The organism is Bacillus sp. NPDC094106, assembly GCF_044764345.1.
Lineage (GTDB): Bacteria > Bacillota > Bacilli > Bacillales > Bacillaceae_G > Bacillus_A.
In genome coordinates, this window is the sequence record NZ_JBIWHY010000004.1 from 229,358 (window position 1) to 252,924 (window position 23,567).

Sequence of the window (23,567 nt, forward strand, 5' to 3'; positions counted from 1 at the left end):
TTGTATAAATGGCACAAGTCTTAAAATTACTTCTGCTTTTACATCTATCCGGTAGACCCTCACGGCTAAGAATCTGCCACGCAAGAAGGCAAAGAACGCCTTCTGCGTGAAAGAACCTTAGCCGATGGGACTAAACAGCCGATTCTAAACAGGGCACTTCCGCTTTTAAATTAATAATCAGTTGTTGCTGTTTTTCCACTTACTAACGCAACGCCAGAGCTTGTACCGATGCGCGTTGCTCCCGCTTCTACCATCGCATCCATATCTTCACCGCTACGCACGCCACCTGAAGCTTTTACGCCGATCTCTGGTCCAACTGTTTTTCTCATTAATGCTACATCTGCTACTGTTGCGCCACCTGTTGAAAAGCCAGTTGATGTTTTTACAAAGTCTACACCTGCTTTTACAGATAATTCACAAGCACGGACTTTTTCTTCTTCTGTTAATAAGCATGTTTCAATAATAATTTTCACAAGTGCTTTTCCTTTTGCTGCTTCTACAACTGCACGAACATCGCGCTCTACCAACTCATCATTTTTATCTTTTAATGCACCGATGTTGATTACCATATCAACTTCTGTTGCACCTTTTGCAATTGCTTCTTGCGTTTCAAATGCTTTTGTTTCTGGTGTGTTTGCCCCAAGTGGGAAACCGATTACCGTACAAACTTTTACATCTGTACCCTTTAATAATTCAGCTGCTGTTTCAACCCAAGTAGGATTTACACATACAGAAGCAAAATCATGTACTTTTGCTTCTTCACATAATGTAACAATTGCTTCTTTTTTTGTATCCGGTTTTAATAGTGTGTGGTCGATTAATTTTGCATAGTTCATTTTTTCATATGCCCCTTTCTTCACTCAACAGTTGTCTGACAACCGCAACGGTTAGCATTATAGCATGAAATATTACAACTTCATATCTTAACTTCTCCACCAATGAAAAAAGCATGCAAACCCTTTTCTTTTGCATGCTTTCTCATTACGCACTTGCGGATTCTTTTTTTACATCGTCTTCAAGAACACGTACAAATTGAGCCTCATTATATGGATAACCAGCTTTTGTAATTTTCACTTTTACCAATTTACCAATCAATTCTTCAGATCCTTCAAAAACAACCTTTAAGTAGTTATCTGTATAACCTACATATAATCCTTCACGGTCTCCTTCTTTGAATGGTTCTTCCGGAATAATTTCAAGAACTTCTCCTTCAAATTGAGAAGCATATTCTTTCGCTAATTGATTTGATAATTCAATTAGACGGTGCACACGATCATTTTTTACCTCTTCAGGAATTTGATCATCCATACGAGCTGCAGGTGTTCCAGTACGTTTTGAATAAGGGAAAACGTGTAATTCAGAAAAACGGTTTTCTTTAATGAAATTGTATGTTTCCATAAATTCTTCTTCCGTTTCACCAGGGAAACCAACAATTACGTCTGATGTAATTGCAAGGCCTGGTAACGCCTCTTTCAAGCGATCTAAGCGTTCCTGGAAAAATTCCATCGTATATTTACGGCGCATACGTTTTAATACAGTGTTTGATCCCGATTGCAACGGAATGTGTAAGTGACGCACAACTACTTCAGATTTATCTAATACTTCAATTACTTCGTCTGAAATTTGACTCGCTTCAATGGAAGAAATACGAAGACGTTTTAAGCCATTTACCTCAGCTTCCATATCGCGAAGCAATCCAGCTAAATTGTAATTTTTCATGTCTTCTCCGTATCCACCTGTATGAATACCAGTTAAAACAATTTCTTTATAGCCTGCATCAACTAATTGCTGTGCTTGGTGAATAACTTCTTTTCCATCACGAGAACGCATTAAACCACGTGCCCAAGGAATGATACAGAACGTACAGAAGTTATTGCAACCTTCTTGTATTTTTAAAGATGCACGTGTACGGTCAGTGAAATACGGTACGTCAAGCTCTTCATATACACGTGTTTTCATAATGTTGCGGACAGCATTAATTGGTTGACGCTCTTTACGATACTCTTCGATATATCCTAGCATTTTTTCACGATCTTGCGTACCAACAACGATATCCACGCCTGGAATCGCCATAATTTCTGCTGGAGATGTTTGTGCATAACAACCTGTTACACAAATAACCGCATCCGGATTATGTCTCACTGCACGACGGATAATTTGACGGCTCTTTTTATCACCTGTATTTGTTACCGTACATGTATTAATTACATATACATCTGCTGTTTTTTCAAAATCTGTTCTTTCATAACCACCTTGTTTAAACAATTGCCAAATCGCTTCTGTTTCGTAGTGGTTTACTTTACAACCTAACGTATGGAACGCAACAGTTGCCATTGATCATCACCCCATCAATTCAAAATGATAAGAAGCGGCACTTAACGCATAAAGCGGTGCCGTTTCTGTTCTTAAAATTCTTGGTCCTAAACTACATGGTACAAATTTATGTTCGCAAAGCGCAGAAATTTCTTCCTCAGATAATCCACCCTCTGGACCAAATACAATCAAAAGTTTTTGACCATGCTCAATCGTCGCTAAAGCCTTCGCAAAATTCGCTTTTTCACCTTGTTTTGCTTCCTCTTCATACGCGACAAGACACACATCATACTCACTGCTCATCGCGAGCAATTGTTTAAATGATGCTGGAGTATGCACATCTGGAATTTCACTTCTATGTGATTGTTCCGCTGCTTCTTTCACAATTTTTTTCAAACGCTCAACTTTTTTATCTGCTTTTTTCGCATCCCATTTTACGATAGAACGCGATGCTTGAAATGGTAAAAATGCGGCTGCTCCAAGCTCAGTTCCTTTTTGAAAAATTAACTCTAGCTTGTCTCCTTTCGGCAGTCCACTCGCAATCGTTACGAACACTGGCAGTTCGCTTGACGTCTCTACCCATTCTACAATAGCACTATCCACAAATTCACTGGTAATTTCAGCAATTGTACACATTGCCGTTTTACCGTTTATACAGCAATAAATGTGGTCACCAGCTGACATACGCATCACTCTTGCGATATGATGCACATCATCACCTACAATACGAATACTGGCATCATTTACATATTTCTCTTCTACAAAATAACGTTGCATCTCATCACCTTAGTAAAGTTTCGTTCCTTTCGTAAGTCCACACTTACGAAAAGAACGAAACGTTATCATTTTAATATAACAAACGGCAAGTCCCTCACTTTATATAGCGAGAGACTCTTCCATTCATTATAATCATAAATTATATATTACGCATTTCGTGCAATGATTGCTACCCAATCTTCCATTCTTAACACTTCTTCAATTGTAAATCCAGCTTTTTCCAGCGCCTCAGAAATCACTTTTTCTTTTGCTGCAATAATACCAGATGTAATAAATAATCCGCCTTGTTTTACAACTCGAGCTGCATCTTCAGGGAAGAGAAGGATAATTTCCGCAAGTAAATTTGCTACAATCAAATCTACCGGTCCCTCAATACCTTCTAACAAACTATTTTGTCCGACAGATACGATGTCGTCCGTTTTATTTAAACGCACGTTCATTTCTGCACTTTCAACTGCAACTGGATCTAAATCATATGCCTGAACAGATGCTGCACCCAGTTTTGCCGCCGCAATACTTAGTACACCAGAACCTGTTCCAACATCAATTACTGCACTACCAGGCTGAACTGTTTTCTCTAATGCACGAATACACATCGTTGTTGTTGGATGTGTCCCTGTACCAAACGCCATACCTGGATCTAATTCAATAATCTTTTCATCTACAGAAGAAGGTGTATACTCTTCCCATGTTGGCACAATTGTGAATGTATCAGAAATTTGAACTGGATGATAATATTTTTTCCAAGCAGTAGCCCAGTCTTCCTCATCGACTTCATTAATCGTAATATTTCCTGTACCAATTTCGATGTCGAAAGATGGAAGTACATCAATAGATGATTTTACACTTGCAACTGTTTCATGTAAAGAATCCGTTTGTGGGAAGTATGCTTTTATTAACACACCATCCTCTGGATATTCAGCTGGATTAAGCGCATAAATTTCACCATACTGTTGCTCACGCTCTTTTGTTAACTCTGCCGGATCTTCAATCGCTACGCCACTTGCACCTGCTTCGTGCAAAATATGAGAAACAGCTTCTACTGCTTCCTCTGTTGTATGAATACTAATTTCTGACCATTTCACAATTTACCAACTCCATTTTTTATTTCCATTATTCCCCTTTGAAAGCACGTTTAAGCTTTCCGAATAAGCCACCATCTTGATCTTCTTGTCCTGCAAATTCACGTAATAATTCTTTTTGGTGTGATGTTAATTTTGTTGGTACAACAACACGAACAACTACGTATTGATCACCTTGACCATATCCCCGTACATTTGGAGCTCCTTTTCCTTTTAGGCGGAATTCTGTTCCAGTTTGTGTCCCTGCTGGAATTTTTAATTTCACTTTCCCGTGAACTGTAGGGACTTCCACTTCAGCACCAAGCGCTACTTGCGTGAATGTTAATGGCATTTCACAAATAATATGATCACCATCACGCTCGAAGAATTCATGATTTCTTACGTGAACAACAACATACAGATCACCTGTTGGCCCACCATTTACACCCGCTTCTCCTTTACCTGACACACGGATTTGTTGTCCATTATCGATACCAGCTGGGATTTTAACGTTAATTTTTTTACGTTTACGCACTTTTCCAGAGCCATGACATGTTGTACATTTTTCTTTAATGATTTGGCCTGTTCCTGAACAATGGTTACACGCTTGACGATTTACAATGCGACCAAATGGTGTGTTTTGCTCTACACTTATTTGACCCGATCCTGAACAATGGTTACATGTTTCTTTTGAAGTTCCAGGCTTCGCACCACTACCTTTACAAGTATCACATGGATCTTCTACTGGAATCTCAACGTTTAGCTCTTTACCAAAAATAGCTTCTTCAAATTCTAAAGTAACTTGGTATTGTAAATCAGCACCTTGACGCGGAGCATTCGGATCACGACGTCTGCCGCCTCCACCGAAGAATGAACTAAAGATATCTTCAAATCCGAAACCTCCACCAAAGTCTCCGCCACCGAAGCCTTGATTTGGACCAGCATGACCAAATTGGTCGTACTGCGCGCGTTTTTGATCATCACTTAATACTTCATATGCTTCTTGTACTTCTTTAAACTTTTCAATTGCATTTTCTTCTTTACTTACGTCTGGATGGTACTTTTTTGCCAAACGACGATACGCTTTTTTAATTTCATCTTTAGATGCGCCCTTGCTAAGGCCAAGGACCTCATAATAGTCTCGTTTATTCATAAATTTGTAACCCCCGAATCTTTCACATAAACGTAATTTTAACACCGAAAGAAAGTGCTTTGCAACAAAGTTTCCTCACTTACAGTATGCAAAAAGAAAAACGTAAGACCCTCACATGAAAGACTTAGTTCACACTAAGCCTTTTTCTTATTCGTGAAAAAAGCCAAAGCCAAGGCACGCTTGACTTTGACTTTTTGTCATCTTACTTATGTTGTTTTACTTTATTACTTGTCTTCTTTTACTTCTTCAAACTCAGCGTCAACTACATTGTCTTTTTTCGCGCCAGCGTCTTGTGCTCCTTGTGCACCTTCTGCTTGCCCTGCAGCAGCTTGAGCTTGCTCATATAATTTAACAGTTAATTGTTGTACGATTTCTTGAAGAGCATCTTTTTTCGCACGGATTTCATCAAGTTCGTTTTTCTCGATTGCCGCTTGTAATGCTTCTTTCGCTTCTGTTGCTTTCGCTACTTCAGCTGCATCTACTTTACCTTCTAAATCTTTTACAACTTTATCTGTTTGGAATACAAGTTGGTCAGCTTCGTTACGAAGTTCAACTTCTTCCTTACGTTTTTGGTCAGCGTCAGCATTTGCTTCTGCTTCTTGTACCATACGATTTACTTCATCATCAGAAAGACCTGAAGAAGATTGGATTGTAATAGCTTGCTCTTTGCTTGTTCCTAAGTCTTTCGCACGTACGTTAACAATACCGTTCGCATCGATATCGAATGTTACTTCGATTTGTGGGATACCACGTGGTGCTGGCGGAAGGTCTGTTAATTGGAAACGACCTAGTGTTTTGTTATCAGCTGACATTGGACGCTCACCTTGTAGCACGTGAATGTCTACCGCTGGTTGGTTATCAGCAGCTGTTGAGAATACTTGTGATTTACTTGTTGGAATTGTAGTGTTACGATCGATTAATTTTGTGAATACGCCACCCATAGTTTCAATACCTAAAGAAAGTGGAGTTACGTCTAATAATAGAACGCCTTCTACATCACCAGTAAGTACACCGCCTTGAACTGCAGCACCTAATGCTACAACTTCATCTGGGTTTACACCTTTATATGGCTCTTTACCAGTTTCACGTTTAATTGCTTCTTGTACAGCTGGGATACGAGTAGATCCACCAACAAGGATAACTTTATCTAATTCACTTAGAGCAAAACCAGCATCTTTTAATGCACGACGAGTTGGTTCTAATGTTCTTTCAACAAGGTTAGCTGAAAGCTCTTCAAATTTCGCTCTTGTTAAGTTTAATTCTAAGTGTAATGGACCAGCAGCTCCAGCACTAATGAACGGTAATGAAATTTGTGTTTGTGTTACACCAGAAAGATCTTTTTTCGCTTTTTCAGCTGCATCTTTCAAACGTTGAAGTGCCATTTTATCTTGGCTTAAATCAATGTTATTTTCTTTTTTGAATTCAGCTACTAAATGATCGATGATAACTTGGTCAAAGTCGTCACCACCAAGACGATTGTCACCAGCAGTCGAAATAACTTCAAATGTTCCATCTGCTAATTCAAGGATAGATACGTCAAATGTACCGCCACCTAAGTCGTATACTAGAATTTTTTGTTCTTCGTCTTGTTTTTCTAAACCGTAAGCAAGCGCAGCTGCTGTTGGTTCATTAATAATACGTTCTACTTCTAAACCAGCAATACGACCAGCGTCTTTTGTTGCTTGGCGTTCTGCATCGTTAAAGTATGCTGGCACTGTGATAACAGCTTTTGTTACCGTTTCACCTAAGTACGCTTCAGCAGAAGCCTTTAAGTTTTGTAAAATGATTGCAGAAATTTCTTGAGGTGTATAGTTTTTACCTTCAACTTCTACTTTGTAGTCTGTACCCATATGACGTTTAACAGACATGATTGTATTTGGGTTCGTAATTGCTTGACGCTTCGCTACTTCCCCAACTTGACGCTCTTCATTTTTGAAAGCTACAACAGAAGGTGTTGTACGGTTCCCTTCTGGATTTGGGATAACCTTTGGTTCTCCACCTTCCATAACAGCTACACAAGAGTTTGTTGTACCTAAGTCAATACCGATAATTTTACTCATGGCGAAACCTCCTACATTTATGTAAATTATTGATTTACTTTTACCATTGATGGGCGAATCACACGATCTTTCAGCTTATAGCCTTTTTGGAATTCTTCCACAACCGCGTTTGATTCAAACTCGCTGTCTTCTACTTGCATAACAGCTTGATGTTCATGCGGATCAAACTGTTTACCAACAGCTTCAATCGCTTCAACACCTTCTTTAATCAGTGCTTCTAGCAATTGACGATATACCATTTCCATCCCTTGTAGTAAGGACTTCATCTGCTCGTCGCTCGCTTCCACTTGCATCGCTCTTTCAAAGTTATCAAGAGCCGGCAAAATATCTGACACAAGACTTTGTGATCTATATTTTTCAGCCGCTTGCTTATCCAATTGAACACGGCGCTTATAGTTTTCAAAATCAGCTTGTAGACGTAGTGTGCGACCTTCCGTTTCCGTCAATTTCGCTTGCAATTCATCTACCTTTTCTTGTAAAAGAGCCGCTTCACTTTTTTCTTCTACTACAGGTTCTTCATTGTTTTCTGCTGTAATAGATTCCTCAGTTTGCGTTTCTTTCGCTTCTTCAACTACTTGTTCGTTACGCTCTTCCACAACTTTCACCTCCTTAAAAGGCACTAGAGCTCACGCTGGGCATGAGCATCCAAGCATAAATTTTTATGTTACACACCAGCAATGATTCTGTTCATTACTCGAGCGAATTTATTATTTTGATTTATACACTCCGTTTAAACCATCTGTAAATTGTCTTGTAAACAATTGTAACAGACTAATCACACGAGAATATTGCATTCTCGTCGGACCTAAAATTGCAATTGTTCCAAGCTGTTCTTCACCAATGGAATAAGTTGCAGAAATTAAACTACAATCTTCCATAGCAGTCGAAGAATTTTCTCGGCCGATTTTCACTTGAATACCGACTTGTTTATTACGCAAAATATCGTAAAACGCGGCTTCATTATCGATCATTGTCAGCAAGGAGCGTACCTTTTGGATATCATGAAACTCCGGCTGCGAAAGCATATTGGCTTTCCCGCCAAAGTATATCTTTTCCGATAAAGGCACTTGAAATGTACCATCTAATATTTTTATTGCACTATCATAATTATGGACATATCCACGGAGAACTGTCACAATCTCTTTTAAAATTTTATTGTGTAATTCTGCCATCGATACACCCGATAGCTTCTCATTTAAAATATTAACCATCTTTTCTAAATCTGATAAATCAACAGATTCCGGAACGGTAATCGTTTTGCTTTGTACATGCCCTGTATCCGTTACAATAATCGCGACTGCTGTTTGATGATCCAGCGGAACAATTTGTACATTTTTAAGCTTATTTGTACTCACTTTCGGCCCAAGAACAATCGCCGTATAATTTGTGAGTTCCGATAAAATTTGAGCTGATTGCTGTGCAACTTTCTCCGCTTCAAAAATTCTTTCAGCAAATAAATCTTTAATCTGCACAATATCCTCATTCGGTAAATGCTGTGGCGCTAAAAGATGGTCTACATAAAATCGATACCCTTTTTCTGAAGGAACCCGTCCAGAAGAACTGTGCGTTTTTTCAATAAATCCTAGTTCCTCTAAATCTGCCATTTCATTTCGAATAGTAGCTGAACTAAATGTAATTTCATCTTTTTTAGCCAACGTTCTTGATCCAACAGGCTGCGCTGATCCAATAAAGTCATCAATAATTGTTTGTAAAATTAAGAGCTGACGTTCCGTAAGCATCTCATCATCACCTCTGTTAGCACTCTTTATCTTCGAGTGCTAAATCTATTAATAACTTACCAAAATTGACATTGAATTGTCAACGGAAACGTCACGAAATAGAGAAACTTTTTCACACCTAGCGGACATTACATTAATCAATTAAAAATGATTGAAATACTTCATTCCCTAATAACTTACCTTGTCTCGTCAAACAAACATAGTCATCTTTGTTCTGAAGCAACCCATGTTCTTTACCCTGTAACAACTGCTTCGCAAAGATTCCATCCATTTCTATACCAAACTTCTTCTGAAATCCTAGTTTAGAAACACCCTTTGTTTTCCTAAGTCCTAAAAATAGTTCTTCTTCCATTCTTTCCTTTCTCGTCACTTCATGAACATCTAGATAAGGGAATCCCGTCTCATCAATTTTAGAAAAATATTGTTTCAATGGACCAACATTTTGGATTCGCTCTCCATTCACATAACTGTGAGCACCAGCTCCAAAACCATAATACTGTTCATTATTCCAGTATGTGAGATTATGTCTACTTTCATATCCTTCTTTTGAAAAATTACTAATTTCATACTGATGGTAACCATGTTTCTCCATCTCATCCATTACCATTTCATACATCTTCGCCTCATGGTCTTCACCAGGAAGCCTTAATTTCCCTTTGTTCATTAAATTGTAAAAGACAGTTTTCGGTTCAACAATTAAAGAATACGCAGAGAAATGTTGAACACCGAGTGTGAAAGCGATATCTAACGTTTCTTTCACATCTTCAATCGTTTGCCCTGGCAATGCATAAATTAAATCGACATTAATATTCGTAAAACCAACTTCCTGCGCTTCACGAATTGCTACAAACGCATCTTCTCTCGTATGCTTACGTCCAATCTTCTCTAACAGTTCATCTCGAAACGTTTGCACACCAAAACTAATTCGGTTCACACCGCCCTCTAATAGAAGGTTCAACTTTTCTTTCGGTAAATCTCCAGGATTCGCTTCAAACGTTAATTCACAGTTTGGAGCAAACGGACGTAAGCGACGATTAATAATATCAAGAAGTTTTTTCGTCTGCTCCATATTTAATGCTGTTGGTGTCCCGCCCCCAACAAAAATTGTTTTCATATTTTCAAACGGTACCTTTTGCACTGTATTTATTATCTCTTTTTCTAAATACTCCAAATATTGAACAACAGGCTGACGTTCAATAAATACTTTATTAAAATCACAATAGTGACAAATGTGCTGACAAAACGGAATATGAATATATGCAGCTTGCATCAAACTTTACTCCTACCTTTCTAAAAAGAAAACCTCCGCATTTCGGAGGCTCCTTTACTTCTCTAACCCATTGCGAATTTGCTTCATTCGCATTTTCCCCCAATCATACATCATTTCGACGATTGGTAAAAGTGTCATGCCTAAATCCTTCATAAAATATTCTATGCGCGGAGGCACTTCTGGATATACTGTCCGGCCAATAATCCCATCTTCCATTCATTCTTTTAATTGATTTGACAAAACTTTGTGAGAGATATTTGGAAATAGTCGATGTAACTCACTAAAGCGATGCGGTCCTTCTACACCTAAATTCCATAAAATTACAACTTTCTATTTTCCACTAATAATAGGAAGAGTCAATTCCTTTTCACAATTAAAATCACCATTTTGTATCTTTTCTTGAATATCTTTCCGAACATTTCCAGACATCATTCGTCTCCTAACTCTATATTAATCTTCTTTTTCTCCTTACACGAAAAGCATCCTCACTATTGTAAAGGAGAGATGTATAGTTGTCTAAAAAAGTATACCGATATAAAAAAGAAGCCGCACAAACGGCTTCTTTCTTATTAGTTATCATCCATTTTCAATACAGCCATGAATGCTTCTTGTGGTACTTCTACAGAACCAACAGACTTCATACGTTTTTTACCTTCTTTTTGTTTATCAAGAAGTTTACGTTTACGAGAAATGTCACCACCGTAACATTTTGCAAGTACGTTTTTACGCATCGCCTTAATTGTAGAACGTGCTACAACTTTGTTTCCAATAGTCGCCTGAATCGGCACTTCGAACTGTTGTCTTGGAATTAATTCTTTTAATTTTTCTACGATTACTTTACCACGGTCGTACGCTGAATCACGGTGTACGATAAATGATAAAGCATCGACTTGTTCATTATTTAATAAAATATCCATCTTCACAAGTCTAGATGGTTTATAGCCGATTAACTCGTAATCAAATGATGCATAGCCTTTCGTATTTGATTTTAGTTGATCGAAGAAATCATATACGATTTCAGAAAGCGGGATTTCATATGTTAACGTAACACGTGTTTCATCTAAATATTGCATATCAATAAACGTACCACGTTTACCTTGGCAAATTTCCATTACAGCCCCAACGTAATCATTTGGAACCATAATTGTCGCTTTTACAAATGGTTCTTCCACACGATCGATTGCTTGAGGATCTGGCATATTAGATGGGTTATCTACAATCATATCTTCTCCATTCGTTAAATACACTTTGTAAATAACGCTTGGTGCTGTTGTAATTAGGTCAATCTTGAATTCACGTTCAATACGTTCTTGAATAATTTCCATGTGAAGTAAACCTAAGAATCCACAGCGGAAACCAAATCCTAACGCTTGAGATGTTTCTGGTTCAAACTCAAGAGCCGAATCATTTAATTCCAGTTTTTCTAACGCATCACGCAAATCGTTATAACGTGCAGAATCGATTGGATATAAACCACAGAATACCATTGGGTTTAATTTACGATACCCTGGTAACGGCTCCGCCGCTGGACGTTTCGCATGTGTGATGGTATCACCAACACGTGTGTCTCCTACATTTTTAATAGATGCCGCTAAGAATCCTACATCACCTACTGTTAATTCTTCGCATTGCGTTGTTTTCGGTGTAAATACACCTACTTCTGTCACTTCAAATTCTTTACCAGTTGCCATCATACGTACTTTATCGCCAACTTTTACTGTACCGTTTACAACACGGATATACGCAATTACACCGCGGTATGGGTCATATAAAGAGTCAAAAATCATACATTGAAGCGGCTCTTCCGGGTCACCTTCTGGAGCTGGTACTTTTTCAACGACTTGTTCTAAAATGTCTTCAATACCAATGCCAGCTTTTGCGGAAGCAAGTACAGCTTCTGATGCATCTAAACCGATTACATCTTCTACTTCTTGACGAACACGTTCTGGATCAGCGCTCGGTAAATCGATTTTATTAATAACCGGTAAAATTTCTAAATTGTTATCAAGCGCTAAATATACGTTTGCTAATGTTTGCGCTTCAATACCTTGCGCTGCATCGACAACAAGGATTGCACCTTCGCAAGCCGCTAAACTACGAGATACTTCGTACGTAAAGTCGACATGTCCTGGTGTATCGATTAAGTGAAGCGTATATTCTTCGCCATTTTTTGCTGTGTACTTTAATTGAACAGCATTTAATTTAATTGTAATGCCACGCTCACGCTCTAAATCCATAGAGTCAAGTAATTGAGCTTTCATTTCACGTTGTGTTAAAGCGTTTGTTTTCTCCAAAATACGGTCTGCTAACGTTGACTTTCCGTGGTCAATGTGAGCAATGATGGAGAAGTTACGAATGTTAGACTGCCTTTTTGCTCTTTCTTCTTTATTCATCTATGTTCTCAACTCCTAATAGTCTCGCCAATATACACTAGCACTGATTATATCAATAGAGCAGCAAAGATTCAATGAAAACTCGTGCTGCTTACAAGACAAATCATCCTATCTTTATCTTATGCGAGCAAAGTGCAAGAGACAAACCTTTTTCAAATAAAAAATGGTTGTCTTACAAAACTATAAGACAACCTTCTCTTATCCTTCCAATTAGCTAAAAATTTCTTTTATTTTCCCAATCACTATATCTGTCCCAAACTTAGCAATATTTCGAGTCAATTCTGCAATTCCCATCCCAAATCCTTCTACAACATTAAAGCTCCTAAGACTTTCTAACTGTTTTTGTTTTTTACATGCAGAAAACGTCTCACCTAAAATTTCCGCTTCAACACTTGAACTCTCCGTCCCCGTCATATGAGTAATTTGTTCATATGTTGGCTGACGATATCCCTTCATACTCTTTAAACCATGATTAGCGATTCCAATCCCAATCAACATCACAAACAAAAGCAGAGTAACACAGCACACACACTGGAGTGTAAAACGACTCAACTACCCTCGCCCCTTCTCATCAATGCGTATATGCACCTGCATTATCTTGATCAACTTGATGATGAAGCGCAGCATTTAAACCGCTCGCTATTACATTCGCCATATCTTCAATAAATGTATCTACTTCTTTTGGTGTCACCATTAAATTGTGACCAAGAGGGGCTAACACCTCATGAATCAATTTTCTCTTTTCTTCATCTTCCAAAGTGCCCACTGCTCCTAAAAACATATTTCGACTTTTTTCATCTGGCATATCCTCTTCTGTTAATTTCTTTTTCTCTCCAAATGTAAAACCAGCTGGTAATAAAGAACGGGACGGTTTATCCCCTTCTTTCATTTCATGGCCAAAATGCTTCAAGATGAAATCGATTGTATCGCTCGTAATGGAAACCGCATCAACAACTGTCGGAACACCAATAGCAATAACTGGAATACCAAGTGTCTCTTTACTCAATTCCTTCCGTTTATTTCCCACGCCTGAGCCAGGATGAATCCCTGTATCTGAAATCTGTATCGTACTATTTACCCGTGCAATAGAACGCGCCGCAAGTGCATCAATCGCAATAATAAAATCTGGTTTTGTTTTTTCAATGATGCCGTAAATTACATCACTCGTTTCAATTCCCGTAATTCCCATTACACCTGGGCGAATCGCACTGACAGGACGAAATCCCTCTTCTACACTTTCAGGCTGTAATTTAAAAAGGTGGCGTGTCACAAGCACATTCTCTACAACAAGCGGACCAAGCGCGTCTGGTGTAACATTCCAATTCCCTAATCCTACAATTAAACAACTTGCTTCTTTCGTTATTCCGATTTCTTCCAATAAATAAGAAAATTCTTTTGCAAAAATACGTTCTACTTTTTGCTGAAGCTCCGTATCTTGTTGGCGAATCCCTTGTACTTCAAGTGTTAAATAATTCCCTGGCTTTTTGCCCATTGATTCAGAAGCACTTTCATCAATTATCACTTTTGTAATGGTAATCCCCTCTTCTTCACGCTCTTTTACAACAACGCCCTGCACACTATTTTGTTCTTGTTGACGTTCTTGTAACATTTGATGCGCCTCTACTGCAAGGTCTGTTCTAACATTATATTTACTTAAATCTAGTGGTTCTTTCATCGTATCTCCTCCGTAATTCATACTAAATATAGTTAGATTCCCCCAAACTATATAAGGTCATTCTTTCCTTTACATGAAATTTCATTGATCTCGCTATTGCAATTCTCTTCTCTGTTTGATAGAATATCACTTGTTCTATGTAAGTATCGAGTCACTCGATCGCACCAGGGAGGTGAAAAGTATGGCAAACATCAAATCTGCTATCAAACGCGCTAAACTTAGCGAAGAGCGTCGTGCACATAACGCTTCTATTAAGTCTGACATGCGTACAGCTGTTAAAACTGTAGAAGCTTTAGTTACTAATAACGATCTTGAAAATGCTAAAGAAGCTTTCAAAACTGCTTCTAAAAAACTTGACAAAGCAGCTCGTAAAGGTCTTATCCACCAAAACGCTGCAGCTCGTCAAAAATCTCGCTTAGCGAAACAAGTAAACGCGTAAGGCGTTTAAAAACGATCCATTTGGGTCGTTTTTTTATATGCAAAAAAGTTCATGCAGCAAATGGCATGAACTTTTTATTACATATGATTTAGCCGCATTAAGAAAAATTCTAAAACAAGCTTCTTATCCATTTTCCCCGTTTTCATGCTATAATCAGCTTCAGCTAACTCTAAAATAACTTTTTTCAACTCTTCAAATGAGAAAAATTTCGTTTGATTCATCGCTAACTTTACTCGGTATGGATGAACCCCAATATGTGAAGCAATTTGATTTTGTCCGTATCCACGCTGCTGTAATTCTTTTACTTGATGCAGCAAACGGAATTGACTTACTAATAGCGCAAGCAATTTAATCGGTTCTTCCTGCTGAGTAAATAAGCCGTCTAAAATTTGCATCGCTCCTGCAATATCTTTTTTTACAACCTTCTCTGTTAAAGCAAATACATTTTGTTCAACAGATTTTGGTACAAGTTCTGCCACAAGCCCTGTTGTAATTTCACCGCCCATACCAACATAAAGAGTCAACTTATCCATTTCTTTAGCTAACATCGTTACATTGCTTCCTACAAGCTCTAACAGCAAACTAACAGCTGTATCCTCAATGTACACATGTACTTCGTCTGCACGGGCTACAATCCACTTTCTGACGTCCTGTACTTGCATCTCATTTACTTCTACTACTTCGGCTGTTTTCTTCAATAATTTTGTGATTTTTTTCCGCTCATCTAGCTTTTCATAAGGAGCTACAAATACGACAATCGAAAACGGAGAAGGTTCAGCAGTATATTCTTCTAAAATCTTTATATTTTGCTCCAATTTTTCTTTCTGTGATGTTAAAAATAATGGCGATTTTATTAATAGTATTTTACGTTCTCCGAAAAAAGGAAGCGTCCTTGCATCCTCTATTACATCTTCTAAATATGCCTCTTCCAAATCATATGTGACAACATTAAATTCACGATCCTCTTCAACGAGCGCTTCCGTTGTTATCAGCTTTATCGTTTCATTTATAAAATAAGCTTCCGTTCCATATAATAAATAAAGTGGTGCAAACTGTTTCTTTTTGATTTTCTTATGTATATCACTCATACTTTTTCCTACTCCCTAACTTGGCAATATATCTTTATACTAATGCGGTATCTTTTGTTTTACAAGTACAAAGGAACAGGCTGCAATTACCCGTTCCTTTATCTATATAAAACGCCACGCAATAAGCCCCGGGATTCTTATTGGTGTGCGGTAACCACTTTACTTTTATTATTCACAACCGTCATTCAAGTATAAGTGCCAACTGTTAACATGCTTGGAAATCAAAATTTTCCTCTTTTACCACCACACACTCTATTTATCACCATATGGAAATTGTAGATTTTTTTCTGACAATATTTTATACTAAAGTGGAATTGTTGGGGAGGGATTCTAAATGAATGAATTTGAACAAAACGTTCAAAGTAAACGTAATGACGCTATTGATTCAGGGGTAGGCTTTATCGTCTCATTTGGTTTTTTCGCAACACTTTTCATTATAGCAACAATCATTAAATTTATAGGTTCTTAAAGGCTGCTGCTTGCGGCCTTCTTTTTCAATCTTTTCTGTGTTTCATCATATGTCAACTTACTCTGAAACGTTCCTTTCCCCCCTTGAAAAACATAGGAAATGGCCCCTTGCTCATCCGTACGCCATATTTCAATGTCCATCTCCCTTAAGCGCTCTAACACTTGCTGGTGCGGATGCCCATATCGATTATGTTCTCCAGCGGAAATAATTGCTTTCTCAGGTTGAATAAGATGTAAAAAAGACGCAGAAGATGATGTCTTACTCCCGTGATGCCCAACCTTTAAAATATCCGCACATAGCTCTGGATAATGCTCTATTATACGCCTCTCCCCTTTTTCTTCTAAGTCCCCCGTAAACAGCCATGTAAACCCTCCTAGTTTCGCCCATAGGACAATGGAGGAATCATTATCATCTTTTTCTTTTCCTTCTGGAGACAGCACCGTAAATTCCGCTTCATCTACTTTCCAGCCATCTCCTTCGCCTACCACGTTTATCTGTATACCTTTTTTCTTCGCAATTTTCTTCAATTCTTTTTCTAATATGGAATCTTCTTGCTTCTTTCCAAATATGATTTCTTTTACAGCGATAGAGGATAATAATTCTTTAGCCGCTCCCATATGATCCGTATCGCCATGCGTCACAAATAGCTTATCAATTGTACGAATCCCCTCCTTTTGTAAAAATGGGAGGAGAATATCATATCCAACAGAAAACTCATGTTTCTTCTGTTGCCAAGGCTCTTTTTTAATCGGAATTGTTCCTCCCGTATCAATAAGATATACCCCTTTTTCATACGGAAGGCGAATTAATATTGCATCCCCTTGTCCAACATCAATAAATGTAACACTTCCGCTCGGGCGAAAATAAGGAGACATATAATGACAAGTACATACGAAAAGAAACAATCCAACAGCTAAAAACAAAAACTTTTTTCTAACCGCTCTTTCCCAAACGATAAAGATACTAATTAAACTTAAACAATATATGGCTACAAGAAATGGAGGTGTTTGTCCGAAGGTAAGGCTTAGAAACGGGAGGGTTTCACAGTACTGAAGAAATTCATTAGAGAATGTTAAACATACCGATAATCCATGCGCAATCCATTTCGCTACAAGAGGAACAAATATCATACATATAAAAATAATAATGCTACACGGCAATACAATGCAGGATAAGAATGGGACAAATATAAGATTGAGAAAGACACTATATGGAGAAAAATAACCAAAATGATATAACAAAATAGGCGTACTAGCAAGCTGCGAAATAATAGAAAGATAAATTGTGTTTCGCACAAGCCCCTGATCACGTCGCAATAAAATATCGGCAGACAATAGCAAGGCTAAACTACCAACAAACGAAAATTGAAACCCAATATCAAAGACCATATAAGGGTCATATAAAAGCATCAATATAGCCGTTATACTAAGGGTATCTAAGCTTGAAACACGGACAGAATGGATAAGTGCCAATAGTAATATAACCCCTGTTACAGAAGCCCTCATAACAGATGGAGATGCCCCTGCTAAAAACATATACAGTGGAATACAAACAATAAGACATATCGTCGCCATTTCCCTTGTCACACCAATCCGAAGTAAAACAAAGTAGCCAATTGCGGTCAGCAATACAATATGTGATCCTGAAATTGCTAGTAGATGAATAAGCCCAAACTGTTGATATTGCTTTTCTACTTCAAATGTCATCTGTTGCCGATCACCAAATAACAACGCATTCATAAATGCTCCAGATTGCCCAGGAAACATTTCTGAAACTTTCGAAACTGCATTTTGTCGTAGGTGAAAGAGCCAATCTGTAAAACTCAACTTATTTTTGTTACAATTTGAAATCTCCGTTGCTTCAAATAAAAAATGAACATGTTGCTTATATAAGTAATCCTGATAATCAAATCCGTGAGCATTACGCGCTTTAGACGGTTCTTTTATTTCTCCTTTAAAAGTGCACTTCATCCCAGCATATAATTGCCGCAAGTGCTCCTTTTCCTTCACTGATTGAATTTTGTAAAACAGTTGCAGCTTATCTTTGTGATTATCTTCGATTTGAAAAGAAAGACGATCTCCATTAATAATAGGCGTATTTTGAATTACTCCTTTTATCACTTCGGAATGGAGGTCTTTAGACGGTTGGTTTTCTTGCTCGATATATGAGGTATAGAGAAAGCTACTGAAACATGTCAGTATACAAAAAATGAGGACTTTATGCGAAGCACGATATATACAGAATAAAACATAGCAACCAAATACACTAACAGACAACAATTGAAACGAAGAACAGGCGATTGCAACCCCCATAACAAATGAGATTGCAATATAGCCCCATTGTCGACGCAACTCATACTCACCCCTTATAGCGGATATTCAAAAGGTCCGGTAAAGATAACTGTCACATTTCTTCGTTACGCTGCCAGTCCAGTACTCATGTAGTTCCATCTACACTCCGTATCCTCCTGGCTTCTGCGCCTCGAACTGCTCGGCACTCTTTATCCTCCTTTTTGAACACGCACTTATAGCATTTTTTTTGCTTTAGCGAATACTTGTTGTAGTTCATCCATTGTTACATCATCTTTTTCTAAAGAGGAGAACAGCTCTTTTAATTGCCAATGACGTTCTTGCTGCTCTATCGATGTAATATCATATTCTAACGGAACATGTTTCACAGTGACATTTGCTTGTTCGAATAGTTCCACAGCATACGGATGGTTTTTATAATCCTGCGCATAGTACACAGCTGTAATACCACTTTGAATAATCGCCTTACAGCACTGTAAACATGGAAAATGTGTAACATAAATTTCCGCACCCTCTGTTTTTACACCAAATTTGGCACATTGCAATAAAGCATTCATTTCTGCATGAATTGTGCGTACACAATGATTATCAATCACATAGCATCCATCATCTATACAATGAACACCACCTTTAATTGAACCATTATAGCCACCCGCAATAATTCTCTTATCACGGACAATTGTTGCTCCTACCGCAAGCCTTGTACACGTGCTACGCAGTGACAATAAATGGCTTTGTGTCATAAAATATTGGTCCCAAGAAATTCGTTCCATATCTTCACCTACTTTTTTTATCTACTTGTAGTGTAGCGAAAGAAGAAAAAGCTCGTCAATCTTTTACGGAATAATTATTTGATCTTTTATTTTTTCAAGTGACTTCTCTCCAATACCATCTACCTCCAATAAGTCTTCCACTTTTTGAAATGGCCCATGTTCTTCTCGATATTTCATAATCGCCTCTGCTTTTCGAGGGCCAATTCCCGTTATTTTTTCAAGTTGCTCTTTTGAAGCATGATTCACTTGCACTTTTCCACCTTGCTGTGAAGATATAGCTGTTTCCTGTACTTGTTCTCCTTTCCTCGGCACATGCAGAAGCATTTGGTCTTGTACAATTTGTGCTAAATTCACTTTTGCTATGTCCGCTTCTGGTAAGAAGCCTCCTGCCTTTTCAATCCCATCTTTCACACGCTCGCCTTCCCTCATCTCATAGACCCCTTCTCGATGCACAGCCCCTTTTATATCAATCATAATTACTTTTTTCTGCTCTTTTGAATCTGTTGCTTTCAATTTACTCTTTTTCTCTTCACTCTTCATCGTTGTATCGATTTTAACAGTTTGTTGTTCCGTTTGTTGCTTCGTCTGCCATAAAAAGAGTACAACGACGACTCCAACACCCCCTAGCAAAGCAAGCCACTTCTTTTGAAAATTCCACATCATTTTATACCTCCAATTCATAAATTCACAACATAGTTCATATTGTTTAGGAGAAAGATGTTACGAAGGAGGGATGAAACATTGAACATAGGAATCATAGGGACAGGAAACATGGGGAATATATTAATCGATGCATTTTTAGAAACCCATGCTGTCAAACCTTCGTGCCTGACTATTATTAATCGCACACCTGCCAAAGCATATCATATAAAAGAGAAGTATCCTTCTGTTCATATAGCAAAAACAGCGCAAGAAGTAATTGAGCGCTCTCAGCTTATTTTCATTTGCGTCAAACCTTTAGATATCTATCCAATTTTAAAAAAACACGTTGCCTACTTTACGGAGGAAAAATGTTTAATTTCTATTACTAGTCCTATATCAGCAAAACAATTAGAAAAAATTGTATCTTGCCACGTCGCACGTATTATTCCAAGCATCACAAACCGAGCGTTCTCTGGTGCCTCATTATTTACATTTGGAGAAAACTGTTCGGAAGAATGGAAACAAAAGTTACTTCTTTTATTTAAAAATATTTCTACCCCTGTTGTAATTGGTGAAGATATTACACGAGTTTCATCTGATATTGCCAGCTGCGGGCCAGCATTCTTCAGCTACTTATTACAATGTTTCATTGATGCTGCTGTAGATAAAACAAATATTACCCACGAGGAAGCAACTACTTTAGCCAGTGAAATGATTATTGGGATGGGAAAATTACTAGAAAAAGAACTCTTTACATTACCAACCTTGCAAGAGAAAGTATGTGTAAAGGGCGGGGTCACAGGAGAGGGCATTCGCATTTTGGAGAGACACGTCGGAGATATGTTCCATAAGTTATTCGAGCGAACACATGAAAAATACGATGAAGATTTAGAAGGCGTGGAACAACAATTTAATAAGCACACGTAAAGAATACGCCATTATGAGACAAAATCCTTTCATCTATTTCCAAACTTTTTCACACTGTCTTTTCATCAAAACCTTTCTTTTTATCATTTATCTCTATCACTCTTCTATTTTTCTCTAAATAAAATAGCACATTCTCCATAAAATAAAAGCAACCTTGTCGGTTGCTTTTATTTTATCCATTCTTTTTTGCCACAAAAAAGATACGTTCTGTTTGTTCGGTTACTTCCATCCGTTCAAAATCACCTGTTACACGAAGCACTGTAAAACCCGCTTCTTCAAGCCATTGTGTTAACAATTCAACTGAATAAGCACGTTGTACGTGACATTCATCAAAACGATGGTATACCCCTTCCTCTGCATCCTGAACAAAGAATGATAGGTCATGTTCCACACTATTTGATTCTTCACCAGGGAAGCAGTTCCAAATGAGAGCTATTTCTTCCCCATTGACTGTGTACGTTTCATTTTGAAATACATGATGAATTTTATATAAAGAGTGTACATCAAATAAAAACAGACCATCTTGACGCAAATGGTGAAATACTCGTCTGAATGTTTCTTGTATCCCCTCTTCTTGTAATACATAATTTAATGAATCACAAAAGATTGTCACACAGTCGAATTCACCAGGAACATCCAGTTCTCTCATGTCCTGTTGATAAAAAGGAATAAGATATCCTTCTCCCCCTAATTTTTGCTGGGCAACCGTTAGCATTTCTTCTGAAAGATCGACCCCAATCATGTCATAACCTTTTCGTACAAGTGGAAGCGTTACATTACCAGTCCCGCAAGCTACATCAAGAATCTTCGCCTCTTTCATACCTGCCTGTTGTAGGCTTTCCTCCGTGAATTCTACCCATTTATCATATGGAACATCATTCATGAGTTCATCATACAACAATGCAAATTGCTCATATCTCATTAGCTTAACTCTTCTGTAATATCTTCACGTGGCACATCGCCCCATAGACGCTCTAAATTATAGTGATCACGCTCATCTTTATGGAATACATGCGCAACTACATCGCCAAGGTCCACTAGAACCCAGCGTGCTTCGTCGAAGCCTTCCATACGTTGTACATCAATTTGAAGTTCATGTGCCTTCGCTTTAATTTCACGTGCAATTGCTTGTACTTGCTTATCTGAATTCCCGTGACAAATAATAAAATAATCTGCAATTGGTGAAATACCTTGCATATTTAGTACAACCATATCTTCTGCTCTTTTATCATCAGCTGCTTTTGCTGCTAACACTAATAAATCTCTATCTTTCATTCAGTAATTTCCTCCTTCAAAACTGCATTGTACGTTTGAAATGTTAATGGATAAATTGTTTGATCCTTTTCCATTAAAAATTGAATCGTACGTTTTAATGCAAATAATAAAGCTTTATTTATATCTTCCAGCGCTAATTTGCGCGCTTCTTCCACACCTGGAAACTTGCGGCCAGGTTCAATATAATCCGCCACATAAATAACTTTATCAAGCATTGTCATCTCTTCATGACCGCTTGTATGATATGTAATGGCTTGCAAGATTTCAGGATCCGTAATACCCACTTCTTTTTCTACTAAGTATGCCCCAACTGGCGCATGCCATAACTCTTTGTTATATTGAAGTAAATCTTTCGGCAACTCTTCCTGCTGAATAATGTTTTCCATTTCTTGAATTGGTCTACATTTTGCATAATCATGAAATATAGCAGCCATTTCTGCTTTTTTCTCATCCACGCCATATAGCTTAGCAAGTTCAATTGCCGTTTCCATTACACCAATTGTATGTATATAACGTTTTTCATGCATTTGTTGTTTCACAATCTCAAGTGCTTCCTCACGATTCATACAACCCATTCCTCTCGATATGTACCTGTACTTGTTCGGGAAGCAAATATTTGCACGTTTTCTTCTCCTTATATCTCTCTCGTAACAATGAAGAAGAAACAGCAAACTCCGGAATCTCTACAGTGACGATTTCATAAGGCGTATTTAATGTATAACCCGGCCTCGCAACTCCAACAAACGTCACAAGCTGAAGTAATTTCTCGATGTTATACCATTTTGGTAAATACTCCACCATATCTCCGCCAATAATAAAATAAAACTGCACATCCGGATGCTTCTTTGTTAATTGTAACATAGTGTCATATGTATAAGATGGGCCCTCTCTATTTAGCTCTTCTAAACAAAGAGAAAAATACGCTTCTTGCTTAGTTGCCAACTCTAACATCTGCAATCGATTTTCTACACTTGTAACATTACGATCCTGTTTATGGGGCGGGATTTGATTTGGCAAAAACCAAATTTCATCTAGCTCCAGTGCATGATATACTTCATTTGCAATTAACAAATGTCCATAATGAGGCGGATCAAATGTACCTCCAATAATTCCGATCTTTTTCAAAGGAAACGCCCCCTTACTTTACATGCAGTAACTCTCCTCAAAAAACATGAAGAGAGCCTACTGCCCGTAAAAGCTTAAT

General features: G+C 37.9%; 23 protein-coding genes and 1 pseudogene. 3 read left to right on the plus strand and 21 right to left on the minus strand.

Going from position 1 to position 23,567, the window contains the following annotated elements; all coding sequences use genetic code 11:
* Positions 1-170: 170 nt before the first annotated feature.
* From deoC to gpr, 13 genes and pseudogenes are all read right to left on the minus strand, one after another.
* Complete coding sequence (deoC, locus tag ACIQ7L_RS08000) at positions 171-836, minus strand: deoxyribose-phosphate aldolase (protein ID WP_400568016.1); 666 nt, start codon at positions 834-836, stop codon at positions 171-173.
* Between the two features lie 145 nt (positions 837-981).
* Positions 982-2,334, minus strand: coding sequence for a tRNA (N(6)-L-threonylcarbamoyladenosine(37)-C(2))-methylthiotransferase MtaB (gene mtaB / locus ACIQ7L_RS08005; protein WP_400568018.1), 1,353 nt, complete (start codon positions 2,332-2,334; stop codon positions 982-984).
* A 6-nt stretch (positions 2,335-2,340) separates the two neighbouring features.
* On the minus strand, positions 2,341-3,090 hold the full coding sequence (locus ACIQ7L_RS08010; RefSeq protein WP_400568019.1) for a 16S rRNA (uracil(1498)-N(3))-methyltransferase: 750 nt from the start codon (positions 3,088-3,090) through the stop codon (positions 2,341-2,343).
* Positions 3,091-3,236: 146 nt separating this feature from the next.
* Positions 3,237-4,175: a 50S ribosomal protein L11 methyltransferase gene (gene prmA / locus ACIQ7L_RS08015; protein WP_097896951.1), complete on the minus strand. Its 939-nt coding sequence runs from the start codon at positions 4,173-4,175 to the stop codon at positions 3,237-3,239.
* A 28-nt stretch (positions 4,176-4,203) separates the two neighbouring features.
* Positions 4,204-5,304: a chaperone protein DnaJ gene (dnaJ, locus tag ACIQ7L_RS08020; RefSeq protein ID WP_400568021.1), complete on the minus strand. Its 1,101-nt coding sequence runs from the start codon at positions 5,302-5,304 to the stop codon at positions 4,204-4,206.
* 224 nt (positions 5,305-5,528) lie between these two features.
* The gene (gene dnaK / locus ACIQ7L_RS08025) at positions 5,529-7,364 is read right to left on the minus strand and encodes a chaperone protein DnaK (RefSeq protein WP_400568023.1); all 1,836 of its coding nucleotides are present in this window, start codon (positions 7,362-7,364) and stop codon (positions 5,529-5,531) included.
* 26 nt (positions 7,365-7,390) lie between these two features.
* Positions 7,391-7,960 (minus strand): nucleotide exchange factor GrpE, encoded by a 570-nt coding sequence (gene grpE, locus ACIQ7L_RS08030; protein ID WP_400568025.1) that lies wholly within the window; start codon positions 7,958-7,960, stop codon positions 7,391-7,393.
* 111 nt (positions 7,961-8,071) lie between these two features.
* Positions 8,072-9,103 (minus strand): heat-inducible transcriptional repressor HrcA, encoded by a 1,032-nt coding sequence (gene hrcA / locus ACIQ7L_RS08035; protein ID WP_400568027.1) that lies wholly within the window; start codon positions 9,101-9,103, stop codon positions 8,072-8,074.
* A gap of 133 nt (positions 9,104-9,236) precedes the next feature.
* Positions 9,237-10,376 (minus strand): radical SAM family heme chaperone HemW, encoded by a 1,140-nt coding sequence (gene hemW / locus ACIQ7L_RS08040; RefSeq protein ID WP_400568029.1) that lies wholly within the window; start codon positions 10,374-10,376, stop codon positions 9,237-9,239.
* A gap of 51 nt (positions 10,377-10,427) precedes the next feature.
* Positions 10,428-10,802: pseudogene (locus ACIQ7L_RS08045) on the minus strand (winged helix-turn-helix transcriptional regulator).
* A gap of 140 nt (positions 10,803-10,942) precedes the next feature.
* The gene (lepA, locus tag ACIQ7L_RS08050) at positions 10,943-12,766 is read right to left on the minus strand and encodes an elongation factor 4 (protein WP_400568031.1); all 1,824 of its coding nucleotides are present in this window, start codon (positions 12,764-12,766) and stop codon (positions 10,943-10,945) included.
* A 210-nt stretch (positions 12,767-12,976) separates the two neighbouring features.
* On the minus strand, positions 12,977-13,318 hold the full coding sequence (locus ACIQ7L_RS08055; RefSeq protein WP_400568033.1) for a YqxA family protein: 342 nt from the start codon (positions 13,316-13,318) through the stop codon (positions 12,977-12,979).
* 19 nt (positions 13,319-13,337) lie between these two features.
* Positions 13,338-14,441, minus strand: coding sequence for a GPR endopeptidase (gpr, locus tag ACIQ7L_RS08060; protein ID WP_400568035.1), 1,104 nt, complete (start codon positions 14,439-14,441; stop codon positions 13,338-13,340).
* A gap of 181 nt (positions 14,442-14,622) precedes the next feature.
* On the opposite strand from gpr, the gene rpsT reads away from it, so the two are divergent.
* Positions 14,623-14,880: a 30S ribosomal protein S20 gene (rpsT, locus tag ACIQ7L_RS08065; protein WP_001274013.1), complete on the plus strand. Its 258-nt coding sequence runs from the start codon at positions 14,623-14,625 to the stop codon at positions 14,878-14,880.
* 77 nt (positions 14,881-14,957) lie between these two features.
* Here the strand turns inward: rpsT and holA are convergent, their stop codons facing one another.
* Positions 14,958-15,968: a DNA polymerase III subunit delta gene (holA, locus tag ACIQ7L_RS08070; protein ID WP_400568037.1), complete on the minus strand. Its 1,011-nt coding sequence runs from the start codon at positions 15,966-15,968 to the stop codon at positions 14,958-14,960.
* A 334-nt stretch (positions 15,969-16,302) separates the two neighbouring features.
* Here holA and ACIQ7L_RS08075 point away from each other — a divergent pair, with 334 nt between their 5' ends.
* Positions 16,303-16,437 (plus strand): YqzM family protein, encoded by a 135-nt coding sequence (locus ACIQ7L_RS08075; protein ID WP_001001652.1) that lies wholly within the window; start codon positions 16,303-16,305, stop codon positions 16,435-16,437.
* On the opposite strand, the gene ACIQ7L_RS08080 is transcribed toward ACIQ7L_RS08075, so the two are convergent.
* The 3 genes from ACIQ7L_RS08080 to ACIQ7L_RS08090 form a co-directional block, all read right to left on the minus strand.
* Positions 16,434-18,788: a DNA internalization-related competence protein ComEC/Rec2 gene (locus tag ACIQ7L_RS08080; RefSeq protein WP_400568039.1), complete on the minus strand. Its 2,355-nt coding sequence runs from the start codon at positions 18,786-18,788 to the stop codon at positions 16,434-16,436. The genes ACIQ7L_RS08075 and ACIQ7L_RS08080 overlap by 4 nt on opposite strands.
* A 173-nt stretch (positions 18,789-18,961) precedes the next feature.
* A complete protein-coding gene (locus tag ACIQ7L_RS08085) occupies positions 18,962-19,519 on the minus strand; it encodes a ComE operon protein 2 (RefSeq protein WP_097896962.1) in 558 nt (185 codons plus the stop codon).
* A 63-nt stretch (positions 19,520-19,582) separates the two neighbouring features.
* Complete coding sequence (locus ACIQ7L_RS08090) at positions 19,583-20,182, minus strand: helix-hairpin-helix domain-containing protein (protein ID WP_400568041.1); 600 nt, start codon at positions 20,180-20,182, stop codon at positions 19,583-19,585.
* Positions 20,183-20,260: 78 nt separating this feature from the next.
* On the opposite strand from ACIQ7L_RS08090, the gene comER reads away from it, so the two are divergent.
* Positions 20,261-21,088 (plus strand): late competence protein ComER, encoded by an 828-nt coding sequence (gene comER / locus ACIQ7L_RS08095; protein WP_400568043.1) that lies wholly within the window; start codon positions 20,261-20,263, stop codon positions 21,086-21,088.
* Between the two features lie 172 nt (positions 21,089-21,260).
* On the opposite strand, the gene ACIQ7L_RS08100 is transcribed toward comER, so the two are convergent.
* From ACIQ7L_RS08100 to ACIQ7L_RS08115, 4 genes are read right to left on the minus strand one after another with little or no spacing between them, the layout of a single operon-like run.
* Positions 21,261-22,010 (minus strand): class I SAM-dependent DNA methyltransferase, encoded by a 750-nt coding sequence (locus ACIQ7L_RS08100; protein ID WP_400568045.1) that lies wholly within the window; start codon positions 22,008-22,010, stop codon positions 21,261-21,263.
* Positions 22,010-22,363, minus strand: coding sequence for a ribosome silencing factor (gene rsfS / locus ACIQ7L_RS08105; RefSeq protein WP_400568047.1), 354 nt, complete (start codon positions 22,361-22,363; stop codon positions 22,010-22,012). The genes ACIQ7L_RS08100 and rsfS overlap by 1 nt, the downstream gene beginning before the upstream one ends.
* A complete protein-coding gene (gene yqeK, locus ACIQ7L_RS08110; RefSeq protein ID WP_097896967.1) occupies positions 22,360-22,929 on the minus strand; it encodes a bis(5'-nucleosyl)-tetraphosphatase (symmetrical) YqeK in 570 nt (189 codons plus the stop codon). The genes rsfS and yqeK overlap by 4 nt, the downstream gene beginning before the upstream one ends.
* Positions 22,919-23,488, minus strand: a complete 570-nt coding sequence (locus tag ACIQ7L_RS08115; protein WP_400568048.1) for a nicotinate-nucleotide adenylyltransferase — start codon at positions 23,486-23,488, stop codon at positions 22,919-22,921. Before ACIQ7L_RS08115 ends, yqeK begins: the two co-directional genes overlap by 11 nt.
* Positions 23,489-23,567: the final 79 nt, after the last annotated feature.